General features: G+C 60.4%; 15 protein-coding genes. All 15 read left to right on the top strand.

What is annotated here, in order from left to right:
- Nucleotides 1-48 precede the first annotated feature (48 nt).
- The gene (locus C4S59_RS17335; protein WP_103911645.1) at nt 49-1203 is read left to right on the top strand and encodes an LLM class flavin-dependent oxidoreductase; all 1155 of its coding nucleotides are present in this window, start codon (nt 49-51) and stop codon (nt 1201-1203) included.
- Complete coding sequence (locus tag C4S59_RS17330) at nt 1203-2093, top strand: aldo/keto reductase (protein ID WP_103911644.1); 891 nt, start codon at nt 1203-1205, stop codon at nt 2091-2093. Before C4S59_RS17335 ends, C4S59_RS17330 begins: the two co-directional genes overlap by 1 nt.
- The gene (locus C4S59_RS17325; protein WP_103911643.1) at nt 2093-2617 is read left to right on the top strand and encodes a flavin reductase family protein; all 525 of its coding nucleotides are present in this window, start codon (nt 2093-2095) and stop codon (nt 2615-2617) included. The genes C4S59_RS17330 and C4S59_RS17325 overlap by 1 nt, the downstream gene beginning before the upstream one ends.
- 84 nt (nt 2618-2701) lie before the next feature.
- Nucleotides 2702-3976, top strand: a complete 1275-nt coding sequence (locus tag C4S59_RS17320; RefSeq protein ID WP_103911642.1) for an ABC transporter substrate-binding protein — start codon at nt 2702-2704, stop codon at nt 3974-3976.
- Between the two features lie 33 nt (nt 3977-4009).
- Nucleotides 4010-5071, top strand: coding sequence for a carbohydrate ABC transporter permease (locus C4S59_RS17315; protein ID WP_103911641.1), 1062 nt, complete (start codon nt 4010-4012; stop codon nt 5069-5071).
- Nucleotides 5068-6504: a carbohydrate ABC transporter permease gene (locus tag C4S59_RS17310; RefSeq protein ID WP_103911640.1), complete on the top strand. Its 1437-nt coding sequence runs from the start codon at nt 5068-5070 to the stop codon at nt 6502-6504. The genes C4S59_RS17315 and C4S59_RS17310 overlap by 4 nt, the downstream gene beginning before the upstream one ends.
- Nucleotides 6504-7577, top strand: a complete 1074-nt coding sequence (locus tag C4S59_RS17305) for an ABC transporter ATP-binding protein (protein WP_103911639.1) — start codon at nt 6504-6506, stop codon at nt 7575-7577. The genes C4S59_RS17310 and C4S59_RS17305 overlap by 1 nt, the downstream gene beginning before the upstream one ends.
- Nucleotides 7574-8566: a YeiH family protein gene (locus C4S59_RS17300; RefSeq protein WP_103911638.1), complete on the top strand. Its 993-nt coding sequence runs from the start codon at nt 7574-7576 to the stop codon at nt 8564-8566. Before C4S59_RS17305 ends, C4S59_RS17300 begins: the two co-directional genes overlap by 4 nt.
- 210 nt (nt 8567-8776) lie before the next feature.
- Nucleotides 8777-8956, top strand: coding sequence for a Flp family type IVb pilin (locus C4S59_RS17295; RefSeq protein WP_103911637.1), 180 nt, complete (start codon nt 8777-8779; stop codon nt 8954-8956).
- A 92-nt stretch (nt 8957-9048) separates the two neighbouring features.
- A complete protein-coding gene (gene cpaB / locus C4S59_RS17290) occupies nt 9049-9852 on the top strand; it encodes a Flp pilus assembly protein CpaB (protein ID WP_103911636.1) in 804 nt (267 codons plus the stop codon).
- Between the two features lie 12 nt (nt 9853-9864).
- Nucleotides 9865-11313 carry a TadE/TadG family type IV pilus assembly protein gene (locus tag C4S59_RS17285; protein WP_103911635.1) on the top strand — a complete coding sequence of 483 codons (1449 nt, stop codon included), beginning with the start codon at nt 9865-9867 and terminating at the stop codon, nt 11311-11313.
- 3 nt (nt 11314-11316) lie between these two features.
- Complete coding sequence (locus tag C4S59_RS17280; protein ID WP_103911634.1) at nt 11317-11805, top strand: TadE/TadG family type IV pilus assembly protein; 489 nt, start codon at nt 11317-11319, stop codon at nt 11803-11805.
- Entirely contained in the window at nt 11802-12440 is a 639-nt protein-coding gene (locus C4S59_RS17275; RefSeq protein ID WP_103911633.1) for a TadE/TadG family type IV pilus assembly protein, read from the top strand. Before C4S59_RS17280 ends, C4S59_RS17275 begins: the two co-directional genes overlap by 4 nt.
- An 18-nt stretch (nt 12441-12458) precedes the next feature.
- Nucleotides 12459-13658: an AAA family ATPase gene (locus C4S59_RS17270; RefSeq protein WP_160006936.1), complete on the top strand. Its 1200-nt coding sequence runs from the start codon at nt 12459-12461 to the stop codon at nt 13656-13658.
- An 11-nt stretch (nt 13659-13669) separates the two neighbouring features.
- Nucleotides 13670-15067 (top strand): CpaF family protein, encoded by a 1398-nt coding sequence (locus C4S59_RS17265; RefSeq protein WP_200813246.1) that lies wholly within the window; start codon nt 13670-13672, stop codon nt 15065-15067.

Here is a 15067-nt window from a genome sequence, read left to right as displayed (position 1 = left end):
GCTTGATACGCAAGAGGAAATCGACAGACGATTTAGTGGAGGAATCGTATGGGCGTGGTCCCCGTGACATCCGAAGATCTGGATGCAGCCGAGGTATCCTGGTTCGCAGCACTCTGCTCGGACGACTACCAGTTTCTGGGCGTGCCGGACGGGTCCCTGCGGTCATCGTGGGCGCATTGTTCAAGCCTTGTGAAAACCGCCGAAGACCAAGGATTTCGCAACATCCTCTGCCCGTCGTCCTATCAGGTCGGTCAGGACACGCTGTCCTTCGTCGCAGGCTGCGCGCCCATCACCGACAAGATCAACATGCTGGCCGCCGTACGCTGCGGTGAAATGCAGCCCATCATGCTGGCCCGCACCATCGCCACGCTGGATCACATGTTGGAAGGCCGCCTGACGGTCAACATCATCTCGTCCGACTTCCCCGGTGAAAAGGACGAAAGCCGCTATCGGTACCAGCGGTCGCGCGAGGTCATCGAAATCCTGAAACAGGCGTGGACGCAGGACGAAATCAACCATCGCGGCCAGATCTATAACTTCACCGGCCTCAGCACCGATCCAGCACGCCCCTACCAAACCGGCGGCCCGCTGCTTTATTTCGGTGGCTATTCGCCCGACGCGCTTGAACTCTGTGGCCAACACTGCAACGTCTACCTGATGTGGCCCGAAACGATGGACATGCTGGAAGGCCGGATGAAAGCCGTTCATGCCGTGGCCGACCGCTACAACCGCACGCTGGATTACGGCCTGCGCGTTCACATGATCGTCCGCGACACCGAGGCCGAGGCCCGCGAATACGCCGATTACATCGTGTCCAAACTGGACGATGAACAGGGCCGCGCAATCCGCGAACGGGCGCTGGATGCCACGTCTCTGGGTGTCAGCCATCAGGCCAAGAACCGCGATATGGCGGATGACGACGGCTTTATCGAAGCCAACCTTTGGACAGGTGTGGGCCGCGCGCGGTCCGGTTGCGGCGCGGCACTGGTCGGGTCCGCCGATCAGGTTATGTCGAAAATCGAGGCCTATCAGAAAATGGGCATCCGCGCCTTTATCTTCTCGGGCTACCCCCACAAGGAAGAGGCGCTTCACGTCGGAAAACACATCCTGCCGAATATGAAAACCTGTTCCCTCCCGCACGAATATGGTCGTGTCCCCTCCTCAACCCCTGCAACCCCTCTTGGCGTAGGAGAACGTCGCTAATGGATCGCGTCGCACTTACATCCGACCTTGGCTTTTCGCGCATTGTTTACGGAATGTGGCGTGTGGCCGATGATGCCAACACATCGCCCGAACACGTCGCCGCCAAAATCCAGTCCTGTCTGGATCAGGGCATCACCACCTTTGATCAGGCCGACATCTATGGTGATTATGGGGCCGAGGCCGTGCTGGGCGATGCGCTCCGCGCCAATCCGACCCTGCGCCAGAAGATGGAGATCGTGACGAAATGCGATATCGTCGCGCCCATCGGCAAATATTCGGACAAGCCCGTCAAATACTACGACACATCCCGCGCGCACATCCGCGCATCCGTCGAAAACTCGCTTCAGGTGATGGGGCTGGATGTGATCGACCTGCTGCTGATCCACCGCCCCGACCCGCTGATGGACCACCACGAAACCGGCGCCGCACTTGATGAACTGGTGGCCGAGGGCAAGGTCCGCACCGTGGGCGTGTCGAACTTCCGCCCGTGGGACTGGTCCCTGCTGCAATCGGCGATGAAGAATCAGTTGGTCACTAACCAGATCGAAATCTCGCTGGCTGAAATCCGCCCCTTCACCAACGGTGATCTGGCATTCCACCAACAGCACGATCATCCGATCATGGCGTGGTCGCCCCTTGGCGGCGGCAACCTGATGACCGCGTCCGGCCAACTGGCCGACCGGATGGATACGCTTGCCAAAGACCACGGCGTTGATCGCGCCGCGATTGCAGTTGCCTTCCTTCTGGCGCATCCGGCGAAAATCTTGCCGGTGATGGGCACCAACAATCTGGACCGCATCGCCACACTGGCGGATGCCTTGAAGGTCAAGCTGGATCGCGAAAGCTGGTTCATGCTGTATGAAGCAGCACTTGGCGCCGAGGTGCCGTGATGAACGCGCTTTCGGCAAAACAGCACACCGCCTTCGAACCGGACGCCACCAACGGCCGCCTGCTTCGCGATGCATACGGGCGTTTTGCCACCGGCGTGACCGTCATCACCACCCTGACCGACAGCGGCCCCGTGGCCACCACGGCCAATTCGTTTTCGTCCGTCTCCATGGACCCGCCGCTGGTCCTCTGGTCGCCGGATAAGAATTCCCGTCGTTTTGGGCATTTCGCTTCGGCCCGCACCTATGCCATTCATGTGCTAGCGTCAGATCAGGAAGACCTGTGCTGGCGCATCGCACGGGACGCATATGGACTGCGGTCCGAAGACTACCATTTAGACGGGGACGACATTCCGGTTTTGACAGACTGCCTTGCGCGGTTCGATTGCGAACAACACGCGGTGTTCGAAGGGGGCGACCATGCCATTGTTGTGGGCAGGGTCAAACGCGCCTCTTTCGCCAAAGACCGCCAAGCGTTGGGGTTCTTCGGGGGCCAGATCGGCACATTCGCCCCGAAACCCGACTAAGACCTTCCCTGCCACTCTGGGAGGGGACGGCAGGGCAAGAACAAGACAGAAAAGACGGCCTACACGTGTACAGAGGAGGACACCATGAAAGGCGCATTTAAAACGACCAAGACGGTTGCGCTTGCAACCACGATCCTTGCGGGCGCATCGGTTGCGCAGGCAGATGAAATCACCTTCCTGTGCTATCAGGACGGCAATGAATGCGACGTGATCGGCGAAATGATCCCCGCCTTCACCGAGGCCACAGGCCACACCGTGAAAATGGACACCGTCGGCTATGACGTGATCCGTGACCAGTTGGAAAACCAGCTTCAGACAGACGCCGCGCCCGACGTGGCCCGCGTTACCAACCTTGGCGGACTGAACCAGTACTACCTTGATCTCGCCCCTTACGTGGACACAGCCGCATGGGAAGCCAACTATGGCGCGACCCTGCCGTGGTTCCGTGCGCCGGGTGGCGAAGACAAAGGCGTCTACGGCTGGATGACACAGCTGACCGTGACCGGTCCTTATGTGAACGTGTCCCTGTTTGACGACGCAGGCGTCGACATGCCGGGCGAAGGGGCCACATGGGATGACTGGGCCGCAGCGCTTATGGAAGTCAAAGACGCCACCGGCATTCTGGGTGGTCTGGCAATCGACCGCACCGCACACCGCATCGCGGGTCCGGCATTCAGCTATGGCGCCAAGTTCTTTGACGACGCAGGCAACCCCATTCTGGTTGACGACGGCTTCCGCAAGTTCGCCGAAACATTCGTCGGCTGGCACAAATCCGGCCTGATGCCCGCCGAAGGCTGGCCCGCAGGTTCCGGCACACAGTACCGCAACGCCGCCCCGCTGTTCCAGTCGGGTGACGTCGCGATGCACATGTCGGGGTCGTGGATGATCAACAACTACGCCGCCAACATCACCGATTTCGACTGGAAAGCGGTCCCTGCCCCCTGTGGCGACGGTGGCTGTGGCGCGATGCCCGGCGGTGCGGCTTTGACGGCATTCAAATCCACCAAGTCGCCCGAGGCCGCGGCAGCCTTCATCGACTTCATGGCCAGCACCGAAAACGCCGAAAAGTTTGCGGTTGAAACCAACAACATCTCGGCCAACCAGGCGCTTCAGGCCTCCGGCATCGATTATGCCAAGGCCGATCCGGCTGTCGCTGCGGCGCTGTCCACGTTTGCATCCAACGCAGGCAAAGCGGCAGAAACCACACCGCAGGCCTACACGTTCCAAGGCTACAACAAGAACTTTGTCATCTACGGCGTCATCCCCGATTACCTGACACAGGCAATCACCGGTGAAATCACGCTGGACGAAGCGCTTGCAGCCATCGACGCGGATGTTGCCGCGAAGATCGCGGAATAAAGTCGAAACGCACAAGGCCACGGAACCCGAATTATGCATGACGCTTTAGTTGCTGCATTCGCAGGGTCTTCGTGGCCCCTTGCGCTTCTGATCTACCTGCTGATCGGTTGGGCGATCCTTCGCCCGACCGGACCTTTCTGGGGACGACTGGCCACCGTCGTGGGCTGGCCGGTGGAAATGGTCCAGCGCCTGTCGGGCGCGACGGGCCTTCCCTATATCTTCCTGATCCCGAACATGATCGTCTTCGGCCTGTTCACCTTTGCGCCACTGTTCATCAACATGGGCTTCTCGGTGACCGAAGGGCAGTCGATCAATTTCGCCGACCGCGCATGGGCGGGCGACGACAACCTCCAACGCCTTCTGTCTGAAACCCAGATCGATACGGGCGGTGAAAACCGCGAAGATGATAAGTTCATGGCCGCCGTCTATGACACGGCGATCTTTGTGATCTTCCAGGTCCCGATCATGATCGTTGTGGCGCTGATGACGGCGCTTGCGCTGAACCGCGATATCAAGGGCCGTGGCCTGTGGCGGGCGGTGTTTTTCTACCCCGTCATGCTGTCGCCCGTGGTCGTCGGTTTCCTCTGGACGCTGATCCTGAAACGTCAAGGCGCGCTTAGTCAGACGCTGATTAACTGGGGCTGGATATCAGAGCCGATCCAATGGCTGACCGACCCAAGCTGGACCATGTTCTGGTCTGTCTTCGTCTACACATGGGCGCACCTCGGGTTCTACATGCTGATCCTTCTGGCGGGCCTTCAGGCAATTCCGCGCGACGTCTATGAAGCCGCCGAAATGGATGGCACCCCTGCGTGGCGGCAACTGACCCGCATCACCATTCCGCTGCTGGCCCCCACCCTGTTGGTGGTCACGGTCCTGTCGCTGATCAAAGCCGTTCAGGCCTTTGAAGAGCTGTACGCCATGTCCGTGCGCTGGATTTCGCTGGTGTCCTATATCTTCGACACCTCGGGCCTGCGCGGTCAGCCCACGGCGAACGGCTTGGGCATCGCGGCGACGGCCTCTCTCTTGGTGGCTGTGGTTCTGATCATCCTGTCGCTGTTGCAGGTCTATCTCTCGTCAAGGGCCAACAAATGAGCGGTATCCTCACATTCCTGACGCGCAAGTCCGGCGGACAACGGGCGAACTGGCTGGATTATCTGACCTACGCCTATCTGGCCTTCGGTTTCCTGATGATCGTGATCCCCGTCGCGTGGCTGGGCCTGAATTCGCTAAAGACCAAGTCGCAGTTGGAAAAGCAGGACCTCGCCCTGCTGCCCACCGAATACAAACGAGTGGCGCGCGCGACAGTGAATACAGCCGACGGCAAGGAAATCTTTATCATCGGCGATCTGCCGGAATGGGTGCTGAACTGGCAGGATCTGAGCGAGGAAGAACAGGCCAAACAGGATCCCGCCGCCTTTATCGAAGGCTTTGACGGGCTGACCTACTATGCCCTGCGCACCCATCTGGGGCAGTTGCAGGTGCAAGTGAATGATCTGATCGCCCGCGAAAACCTGCCCGACTGGATCACCCGCTATGTGACCATGTCCGATGATGCCAAGGCAGAAAACGATGTGGATGCGATCCTGTCGCGCCTGTCCGCTGACGATCAGCGCCTGCTGTCTGAATACCTCGGCCTTCCGCCGTATGAGGCATCGCGCTTTGCGACCCAAATTCTTGTCACAGCACCCGATCCAGAGACCGGCCAGAAAACACAATTCGCCGTGTCGAACATCCGTCCCAACCGCGACATCACCCCTGCACGCTACGTCGATAACCGCAGCACCGATGTCGTCAAACTGCCCACCGACACTATCACCGCCGAACGCCGCTTCGCACCGTCCTGGTCAAACTATTCCGAGCCGCTGTCAGGTCAGGCCTTTGGCGTGAACGTCAACTTTGCCACCTGCTTCACGAACTCGGTCCTGGTCACAGTGATCGCCACGATCCTGACGCTGCTGATCAACTCGATGGCCGCCTTCGCGCTGGCGAAATACAAATTCCGCGGTCAGGTGCTGTTCTTTATCGTCATCCTCGCCACCCTGATGGTGCCGCCCACAATCACTCTGGTCGGTGTGTTCAAGGCGATCCACGCCACGGGCCTGTCTGGATCGATCTGGGGCGTCATCATTCCGGGTGCTGCAACCCCCACAGGCGTCTTCCTATTGCGCCAATACATGCTGTCCATCCCTGATGAGCTGATCGAGGCCGCCCGCATGGACGCGGCATCGGAATGGAAGGTCTACTGGCGCATCATGCTGCCCCTGACCCTGCCCGCTCTGGCCGCACTGGGTATTCTGTCGGTGATCTGGCGCTGGAACGATCTGATCCTGCCCTTGGTCGCCATCGCCACCACGAAAGAGGCCTACACCATCCAGCTTTGTCTGCTGGAATTCCGTGGCGAACACATCAGTCAGGAACACTACCGTCTTGCGATGACCATGGTCAGCCTGATCCCGTCCACGCTCGTCTTTGTGTTCCTTCAGAAATACATCACCGCCGGCATCGCCAATACAGGACTGAAATAATGGCCGATCTGACCCTGAAAAACGTCAAGAAATCCTATGGCGATGTGGATGTGATCCACGGCATCGATATGGAGATCAAATCCGGCGAATTCTGTGTGTTTGTCGGCCCCTCGGGCTGCGGCAAGTCCACACTGCTGCGCATGATCTCGGGGCTTGAGCCGATCACATCGGGCGATTGCGTGATTGATGGCGAAGTCGTCAACCACGTCCCCGCAGCACAGCGCGGGCTGGCGATGGTGTTCCAGTCCTACGCGCTCTATCCGCATATGTCGGTGAAAAAGAACCTGTCCTTCGGTCTTGAGAACCTGAACATGCCCAAGGCCGAGATCGCCAAACGCGTAAACGACGCCGCCACCATGCTTCAGATCGACGACTATCTGAACCGCCGCCCGGGCCAGTTGTCCGGCGGCCAGCGCCAGCGCGTCGCCATCGGCCGCGCCGTGGTGCGCGAGCCCAAGATTTTCCTGTTCGACGAACCACTGTCCAATCTCGATGCCGAACTGCGCGTTACCATGCGCCGCGAAATCGCCTCGCTGCATCGCCGCCTTGGCAACACGATGATCTACGTCACCCACGATCAGGTCGAAGCAATGACCATGGCCGACAAGATCGCCGTTCTGCGCGCGGGCCGCGTCGAACAATTCGGCACACCGCTCGAGCTGTTCAACAATCCCCGTAACCGCTTTGTCGCGGGCTTCATCGGGTCGCCCGCCATGAACTTTGTCAACGTCACCCGCTCGGGCGACAGCCTTGCGCTGGCGGATGGCACCGTCGTGTCCATGGGCCACACCCACCTGAACGACGAAGGCACAGACTTCGAACTGGGCATCCGCCCCCGTTCCCTGCTGATCGACCCCAATGGCCCGATCAAGGCCACCGTGTCCGAGGTCGAACAGCTTGGCACCGAAAGCTATGTGTTCGGCACACTGGCCACCGGCGAAACCCTGACCGTCCACATGGCCGGCCAAACCACCGTCAAGGCAGGCGACCAGATTTCGCTGACGCCCGACACCGACGGCATCCACCTGTTCCGCCGCGACAACGGTCTGGCGGTTCCCGCCTTCGCAGCATGAGCCCCACCGTCGCCGCCACCCACGCCCGCACGCTGATGCCGGGTCTTTTGATCGTGGCGTCGGTCGCGATGGCGGCTCAGTTCATTGCCGATCACTACGGCGCACCCGTCATGCTAATGGCGATCCTTCTGGGCATCCCACTTCAGTTCCTGTCCGAAGATCCTAAAACCGCCCCCGGCATCCACTTTGCCGCGCGGGTCCTGTTGCGCGTCGGCGTCGCCCTTTTGGGGCTGCGCATAAGTTTTGACATGGTCGCCGCCATCGGCTGGACGCAAGTCGCGATCCTGACAGCAGGAGTGGCCGCAACGATCCTGCTGTCCGTCGCAATCGCGCCGCTGGTGGGCAAAGACCGTCTGTTCGGGTTCCTGACCGGTGGCTCCGTCGCGATCTGCGGCGCGTCCGCCGCGCTTGCGATCAGTTCGATCCTGCCGAAATCGCCCGAGCGCGACCAGAACCTGTCCTTCACCGTGATCTCGGTCACGGTCCTGTCGACGGTCGCGATGATCCTCTACCCGATCCTTGCCAACACCTTGGGCCTTGATCCGCAACAGGCGGGCATCTTTATGGGCGGCACGATCCATGACGTGGCGCAGGTCGTCGGCGCGGGCTATTCGATTTCCGAGGAAACAGGCGATGTATCAACCGTCGTCAAACTGTTCCGCGTCACGCTTCTGGCCCCCGTCGTGTTCATCGGCGCGCTGATCCTTCGCAAACATCAAAGCAACGGTGCAGACCGCCCGCCTCTTCTGCCGCTGTTCATTCTCGCGTTCCTGATACTGGCCGCGCTGAACTCTTACGATCTGGTTCCCACTCCTGTCACTGACGCCGCCAACGTCATTTCCCGCGCGTCGCTGGTCGTTGCCGTGGCCGCTGTCGGCATGAAAACCTCGCTCGAACAACTAAGATTCGTCGGCCCTGCGCCGATGATCATGATTGCCTCGCAGACGGTGTTTATCGGCCTGTTCGTTCTGGCCGGATTGTTTCTCTGACGGACAGAATCACACCTGAATCGATTCCATAATCCCGCCAAAACCCTGCGTCCAAGCAGGTCCTCTACTGTTTTTTCTCCTTATAGTTGAAAAATTGGCAAATCGCTCTGATCCGCGAATTCTCCCCAAGGAATAGCCTGTTCCAACCTGCCGGATAATCCGCAGGACCAATTTGGTCGGCCTTGAGCCATCTATTCCGAGGAAAAAACGATGAAAGACATGATTTTGAAGACCATGGTTGCGTTCCAATCCGATGAGCGGGGCGTGACGCTTGTTGAATACGGTATCGCACTGGCTCTGGCGGTGACACTGGGCGTTGCAGCTCTGTCCACGCTGGGCGGCGAAGTCAGCGGCGCAATGGGCGCAGCCGGCCTAGCTATGCCGAACTGATCCACTTCACGGATCACCAAAGGCTGCATTCCGCACCTCCACAGTCTGGAATGCAGCCTTACCCCCCAACCTAACACAGCAGGAGCTGACCCATGCGTATCAAAGCCCTTATGCTGGCCACTGCAGGCCTGACAGTCGCAGGTGGTTCAGCCTACATCGCTCAAACCCTGATCAACACAAACGCAGCCGAATCCTCGCCCGCCCCAGCCGTCCGGCTGGTTCCGGTCGTTATTGCGGCCAGCGATATCGGCTTTGGTCAGGAAATCGAACGCACCATGCTAAGCACCATCAAGTGGCCGGAAAATGCCCTGCCGCCGGGTGTATATACAGAATTCACCGATCTTCTGCCCCAAGGCGAAGACGAAGGCCGCCGCGCCCGTCGCGCCATTGGCAAAGGCGAACTGGTCCTTGCGGGCAAAGTGTCGAACTTCGGCGAAAAGGTCACCATCGTCCAAACGCTCGGCCCGAACCGCCGCGCTATGGCGATCAAAGTTGATGCCGAAACCGCCGTTGGCGGCTTTGTCACGCCGGGTGACTATGTCGACGTGCTGCTGACCCAAGGCCGCGAAGAAAGCCTGCGGGCCGTCACCATCCTTCAGAACATCCGCGTCATCGGCGTGGATCAGGATTCGGACGAACAATCCGACATGCCCGAGGTCGCGCGCACCGTCACTGTCGAAGTGACCCCTGAACAAGGCCAGCGACTGGCGCTCGCGCAAGAGGCAGGCACCCTGTCCCTGACGCTGCGCACGCTGGAAGCCAGCGAAGACGCACCGCTCGATTCCATCCGCCTGTCGGATCTGCTGATCGAACGCTCTCCCGTGCCCGTCACCGAGCCGGTCAAGACCATCAAGGTCCGCCGCGCCAACGTGATGTTCAAAGAAGAAATCCGCTAACGGACCCCGACAATGAAACGCGCCGCCCAGTCCCTCATCCAAGACGAAACAGGCACACTTCTGCCCGTTTGGGCGGTGACCTTTGTTGTCTTCTTCGGCATCGTGGCCCTGTCTTTTGATCTGGGCCGCGTCGGCGCCACGCAAAGCGAATTTCAGGCCTATGCCGATCAGGTCGCCCTGACCGCCGCTGGTGAACTGGACGGCCGCAGCGATGCGATCACCCGCGCCACGAACGCCGCCGCCCAACTGACCGACATCCAGACCTATGCCCAGGGCGACAAGGCGCTGACCTCGGCCGATGTGACGCTGACGTTTTACAGCGACCTGCCGGAAAACGACCTAACCGCCATGGGCGCGGTCACCACCGACCCCCGCCTTGCGCGCTATGTCAAAGCCACCATGACACCGGGCGAAGTGCCCATGACATTTGCTGCGGCCTTTGCATCACTCACAGGAAAAGAAGGCCCTGAAGGCAGTGTCAAAGCCAGCGCAACAGCGGGTTTTGCCCAGCTTGCCTGCGACATCAGCCCGCTGATGTTCTGCATCCCCGATCCGTCCTTTTCCGCCGAAGACGCAGAAGGTGTCATGGTCCGCCTGCGCTCGGGCGGTGTGGGCTCGCTCTGGGGTCCGGGCGACTTTGGTTTCCTTGACCCGTCCAAGAACCTCGTCGACGCCTCCGGTCCCTGCGCTGGCCTGAGCGGCATCAACCTTGATGCCTGCCTGATCGGCGCGACCGGCACGATCACCCAATGCTTTTCGATCAACGGTGTCGATATCGAACCGGGCCAGAAAGTCGGCATCGAAGACGCGTCGTTCAACGTCCGCTTTGACATGTATTCGGCCATCATGAATGGGGCCAAAAACGACCCTGCCTATGCGCCTGCCCCCAACGTTATTCGCGGGCTGGAACTGGGCACAAACGGCTGCACCGCACCGTCGCCGGAGCTGTCCACCGACACGCTGGGCCTGCCCCGCGACGATTGCTTTTCCACCGGCCTCTGCACCCGATACGGCGATGGCACATGGACGCTGGGGCGTCTGGCCTATGTTGCGGCAAACTACGGCGTGGTCGATCCGCATCCCGAGGCCGTCACACGATTTGATTACTACAAAGCAGAGATCGAAGCCGCAGGCGGGGGCGCCTCGACCACTTCGATCCTGACGGGCCGCTCTGAAACAGGCCGCCCGCAGTGCAGCCCGAACCAAAGCGACGATCCCAACCGTCGCGTCGTTGTAGCCGCTGGCATCGATTGCGTCGGCAACGCTATCGCGGGTGCCGCCACCAACGTGCCCGTGCACGAGTTCGTCAAAATCTTCCTAACCGAACCTGTCGCCTCTGACGGTCTGTCGCCGCCCACGCTCGATATCTGGGGCGAAATCATCGGCCCTGCAAACGACGGTGGCGCAGGCACCGGCATGTCGTCCGGCAACGTCCGCGACTTTGTCCAGCTGTACAGGTGATCCATGCGCTTCGGTTTTCATAAATTCAGAAAAGACGAAAGCGGCGCGGCGCTGGTCGAATTCGCGATCCTCTTGCCAATGATGGTTCTGCTGTTCGCCGTGATCATCGAAGGCGCGCGCCTGCTTTGGGCCTATCAGGTGGCCGAGGCCGGCATCCGTGACGCCACCCGCTATATCGCCCGCCGCGCGCCCTATGACATCTGCGACACAAGCGGTTCTCTCAGCAGCTACCAGTCCGAACTGGAAACCATCGTGCGCACCCGCCTGAACGGCGATCCGGTGACCGCAGGCCAGATCACCCTTCTCAGCGTCAGCGCCGGTCTGACCTGCACCACAGGCAACTACCGTGGCGCGGTTCTGCCCATTGCTCGTGTCAGCGCGCGGCTCGAAGTGACCCCGATCTTTGCCAACATGCTGTTCTTCGGATCGGGCGACACGCTGGCCACCCGCACCACAACCATTTCAGACAGCAGCAGGGTGTTCGGAACATGAAACGTCACCTTCCCTTCCTGTCGCGCTTTGCCCGCAAAACAGACGGCACCGTTCTGGTCGAACTGGCTGTGGTGATGCCGATCTTTCTGTTGCTTTACTTCGGCCTGATCGACTTCGGTCGTCTGGCCTTCCACCTCGTGACCACGGAAAAGGCGCTGTATAACGCGACCCGCGTGGCCATTGTGCGCAGCCCGCTCTGCCCCAATGTACCGACCGTCAACACGCGCGGACCCTCGACCAACGGATCGTCGCCCGTGCCCTTTGGCATCGACTGTAACCAAGGGTCGAACATCTGCTCGAACCCGGGCGATATCGTCTGCACAGGCAGCCTTACCAACCCGACCATGGCCGAAATCTGGCCCATGATCGATGGCGCCCTGCCTATGGGCACCACACCCGCCAATCTGCAAATCACCTACTCCTACGATCCAAACCTTGGATTCCTTGGCGGTCCTTATGTGCCGATCGTAACCATCACGCTGACAGATGCGTGGTTCACCTTTGTCTCGCCGCTTGGATCGATCCTGTCCCTGACCGGATCAACCGCCGAAACCATGCCCGAACAATCCCTTCCGTTCCCGCCCCTCAGTGTCTCGATGCCTGCCGAAGACCTGTCCGGCGGCATTAGCTTGTGATCCGAAATGATGTACTCGATGAACCAGATGATCCCCTCCACCCAATCGGCCCGCATCCTGCTGGTGACAGACCGTGACACAGAAACGGTCCCGTCGCTGAAGGGTATCGACGGACGGGCCAAGGTGACCCGTCTGACCGAGGAAACCGATCTGAGCAGTCCCGAAGGCTTCGACTGTGCGATTATCGCGCTGTCCGGCGAAGGCGCGCATCCCGCTTCGGCCATTTCGACCATCCGCAAGGGGCTGTCACCCACCTGCACAGTGATCGCGATTTCCAGCAGCAACACCACGCTGACAGATGTGATGGATTACAAACGTGCAGGCGCCGACGACGTACTGGCCGATATCATCACTTCTGAAGATCTGTGGCAGGTGATCCAGCGCTACATCGCCCAGCATCACGCGCTGGTGCCCGTGGCCCCTGCCCCGCGCAAAACCGGCAAGGTCATCACCATCACCAAATCCCGTGGCGGGATCGGCGCCACCACAGTGGCCGTCAATCTGGCCCATGCGTTGGTCGATACCGGCAAAGGCGGTGATGCCGCCCCCAGCGTTGCACTGGTCGATCTGGACCTGCAGTTCGGCGCCATCGCCAGCTTCTATGACCAGAATGCCTCGGACACGCTGTTCCATCTGGCGATGAAAGGCACCATGCCCGACGACCGCATTCTCGACGACTGGGCCTGCGAAATGTCGAACGGCGTGACCCTGTTCAGCGCGCCTGAAAAGATGGTTCCGTTCGAGTCGATGGACCGCAGCCAGACAGAACGCCTGATCGAACTTCTGAAGGCGCGCTTTGACTATGTGATCATCGACCTGCCCCACTTGCTGGTCGATTGGATCAGCCCGCTTCTGGCCCAAAGCGACCGCCTGCTTCTGGTCACAGACACCACCGTGCCGTCGATCCGTCAGGCGCGCCGTCTGCTGGACGCCTACCGCGAAGACGCCATGAACCTGCCGGTGGAAATCGTTGTCAGCCAGGAACGCAAACCATTCTCGCTGAAACGTCACCACCGCGCCGCCGCCCGCCTTCTGGAAATGCCCCTCTCGCACTGGCTGCCCCCCGACAGCAAGGCCGCGCTTGAGGCCTGCGATCGCGGCGCATCCCTTCTGTCCTGCGCCCCCCGTTCGGGCCTTTGCAAATCCATCCGCAAGATCGCCTCGTCGATCAGCACATCTCTTCCGGCTGAACACACAGCCCAAACCCAATCCAGCTGAAAGGAGCCCCCATGTTCGGTAATTTCACACGTGCCCAAAGCCCCAAAAACGGGAATGTCGTTCCTCTTCAGCCGAAGGGCATGACACCGCCGCCTGCGGCCCCCGCAGCCCCGCGCGAACCCAGCCCCGAGGACACCGCACACAAGCAGAACCTCGAACTGAAAAGCCGTCTGCACGACATGCTGCTGGACCGGATGAACCTTGCCGTCATCGACAAAATCCAACCGGGCGAGCTGAAACAGGAAGTCGCCGCTCTGGTCAGCGAAGAGCTGGCCAAGGACGGCCCCTCCATGTCGTCGGACGCCTTCAAGAAACTGATCGACGAATTGATCGACGAAGTGCTGGGCCTCGGCCCACTGGAGCCGCTTCTGGCCGATCCCACAATCAGCGATATTCTGGTCAACGGTCACCGCGATGTGTTCGTCGAACGCGGCGGTATGCTCGAGGTGACTTCGACACGATTCCGCGACGAAAAGCACCTTCTGCGCATCATCGACAAGATCGTCAGCCGCGTTGGCCGCCGGATCGACGAAAGCAACCCGTGGGTTGACGCCCGCCTTGCTGACGGCAGCCGCGTCAACGCAATCATCCGCCCCTGCGCCATCGACGGGCCGTCCATGTCGATCCGTAAATTCTCGGCATCGCCGCTGACGATGGACAAGCTGGTCGGCCACGGCGCGCTGTCCGGTGCTGCCGCCGAATTCCTGCAGGCCATCGTGGCCGGTCGCATGAATATCCTGATTTCAGGCGGTACAGGCTCTGGTAAAACCACCATGCTAAACGCGATGTCCGCCAGCATCGGCAAGACCGAACGCATCGTCACCATCGAAGACGCCGCCGAACTCCAGCTGCAACAGCGCCACGTGGTCCGTCTGGAAACCAAGACCCCCACGCCTTCGGGCGGCGGCGCGGTCGATCAGCGCGACCTGCTGAAAAACGCCCTGCGTATGCGCCCCGACCGCATCATCGTAGGCGAGGTGCGCGGCGCCGAAACATTCGACATGCTTCAGGCGATGAACACCGGTCACGACGGGTCCATGACCACAGTCCACGCCAACACCGCGCGCGACGCGATTGGCCGTGTGGAACAGATGGTCACCATGATCGGCATCGACTTCCCGCTGTCCGCGATCCGTTCGCAGATTGCCTCGGGTCTGAACTTTGTCGTTCAGCTGAACCGTCTGGCCGACGGTCAGCGCAAGGTCATGTCGATTTCGGAAATCACCGGTCTGGAAGGCGACATCATCACCATGCAGGACATCTTCTGTTTCCGCAAAAACGGCAAAACAGACGATGGCAAGGTTCTGGGCGAATTCGTTGCCACCGGCATCCGCCCCGCCTGCTGGGACAAGCTGATCGCTGCAGGCTGCCAACTGTCGCCTGAATCCTTCATCCACCGGAGCAACTGA

It is taken from the genome of Thalassococcus halodurans (assembly GCF_900108225.1).
Lineage (GTDB): Bacteria > Pseudomonadota > Alphaproteobacteria > Rhodobacterales > Rhodobacteraceae > Thalassococcus > Thalassococcus halodurans.
The sequence above is the reverse complement of the archived record's forward strand: the minus strand, read 5'-3'. Positions and strand labels throughout refer to the sequence as shown.

What these genes read in the sequence shown, in the direction of transcription:
- C4S59_RS17315 (WP_103911641.1), top strand. Translation starts at nt 4,010, where the DNA reads ATGCATGACGCTTTAGTTGCTGCATTCGCAGGGTCTTCGTGGCCCCTT.
- C4S59_RS17285 (WP_103911635.1), top strand. Translation starts at nt 9,865, where the DNA reads ATGAAACGCGCCGCCCAGTCCCTCATCCAAGACGAAACAGGCACACTT.
- C4S59_RS17330 (WP_103911644.1), top strand. Translation starts at nt 1,203, where the DNA reads ATGGATCGCGTCGCACTTACATCCGACCTTGGCTTTTCGCGCATTGTT.
- C4S59_RS17320 (WP_103911642.1), top strand. Translation starts at nt 2,702, where the DNA reads ATGAAAGGCGCATTTAAAACGACCAAGACGGTTGCGCTTGCAACCACG.
- C4S59_RS17335 (WP_103911645.1), top strand. Translation starts at nt 49, where the DNA reads ATGGGCGTGGTCCCCGTGACATCCGAAGATCTGGATGCAGCCGAGGTA.
- C4S59_RS17275 (WP_103911633.1), top strand. Translation starts at nt 11,802, where the DNA reads ATGAAACGTCACCTTCCCTTCCTGTCGCGCTTTGCCCGCAAAACAGAC.
- C4S59_RS17295 (WP_103911637.1), top strand. Translation starts at nt 8,777, where the DNA reads ATGAAAGACATGATTTTGAAGACCATGGTTGCGTTCCAATCCGATGAG.
- C4S59_RS17270 (WP_160006936.1), top strand. Translation starts at nt 12,459, where the DNA reads ATGAACCAGATGATCCCCTCCACCCAATCGGCCCGCATCCTGCTGGTG.
- C4S59_RS17280 (WP_103911634.1), top strand. Translation starts at nt 11,317, where the DNA reads ATGCGCTTCGGTTTTCATAAATTCAGAAAAGACGAAAGCGGCGCGGCG.
- C4S59_RS17300 (WP_103911638.1), top strand. Translation starts at nt 7,574, where the DNA reads ATGAGCCCCACCGTCGCCGCCACCCACGCCCGCACGCTGATGCCGGGT.
- cpaB (WP_103911636.1), top strand. Translation starts at nt 9,049, where the DNA reads ATGCGTATCAAAGCCCTTATGCTGGCCACTGCAGGCCTGACAGTCGCA.
- C4S59_RS17265 (WP_200813246.1), top strand. Translation starts at nt 13,670, where the DNA reads ATGTTCGGTAATTTCACACGTGCCCAAAGCCCCAAAAACGGGAATGTC.
- C4S59_RS17325 (WP_103911643.1), top strand. Translation starts at nt 2,093, where the DNA reads ATGAACGCGCTTTCGGCAAAACAGCACACCGCCTTCGAACCGGACGCC.
- C4S59_RS17310 (WP_103911640.1), top strand. Translation starts at nt 5,068, where the DNA reads ATGAGCGGTATCCTCACATTCCTGACGCGCAAGTCCGGCGGACAACGG.
- C4S59_RS17305 (WP_103911639.1), top strand. Translation starts at nt 6,504, where the DNA reads ATGGCCGATCTGACCCTGAAAAACGTCAAGAAATCCTATGGCGATGTG.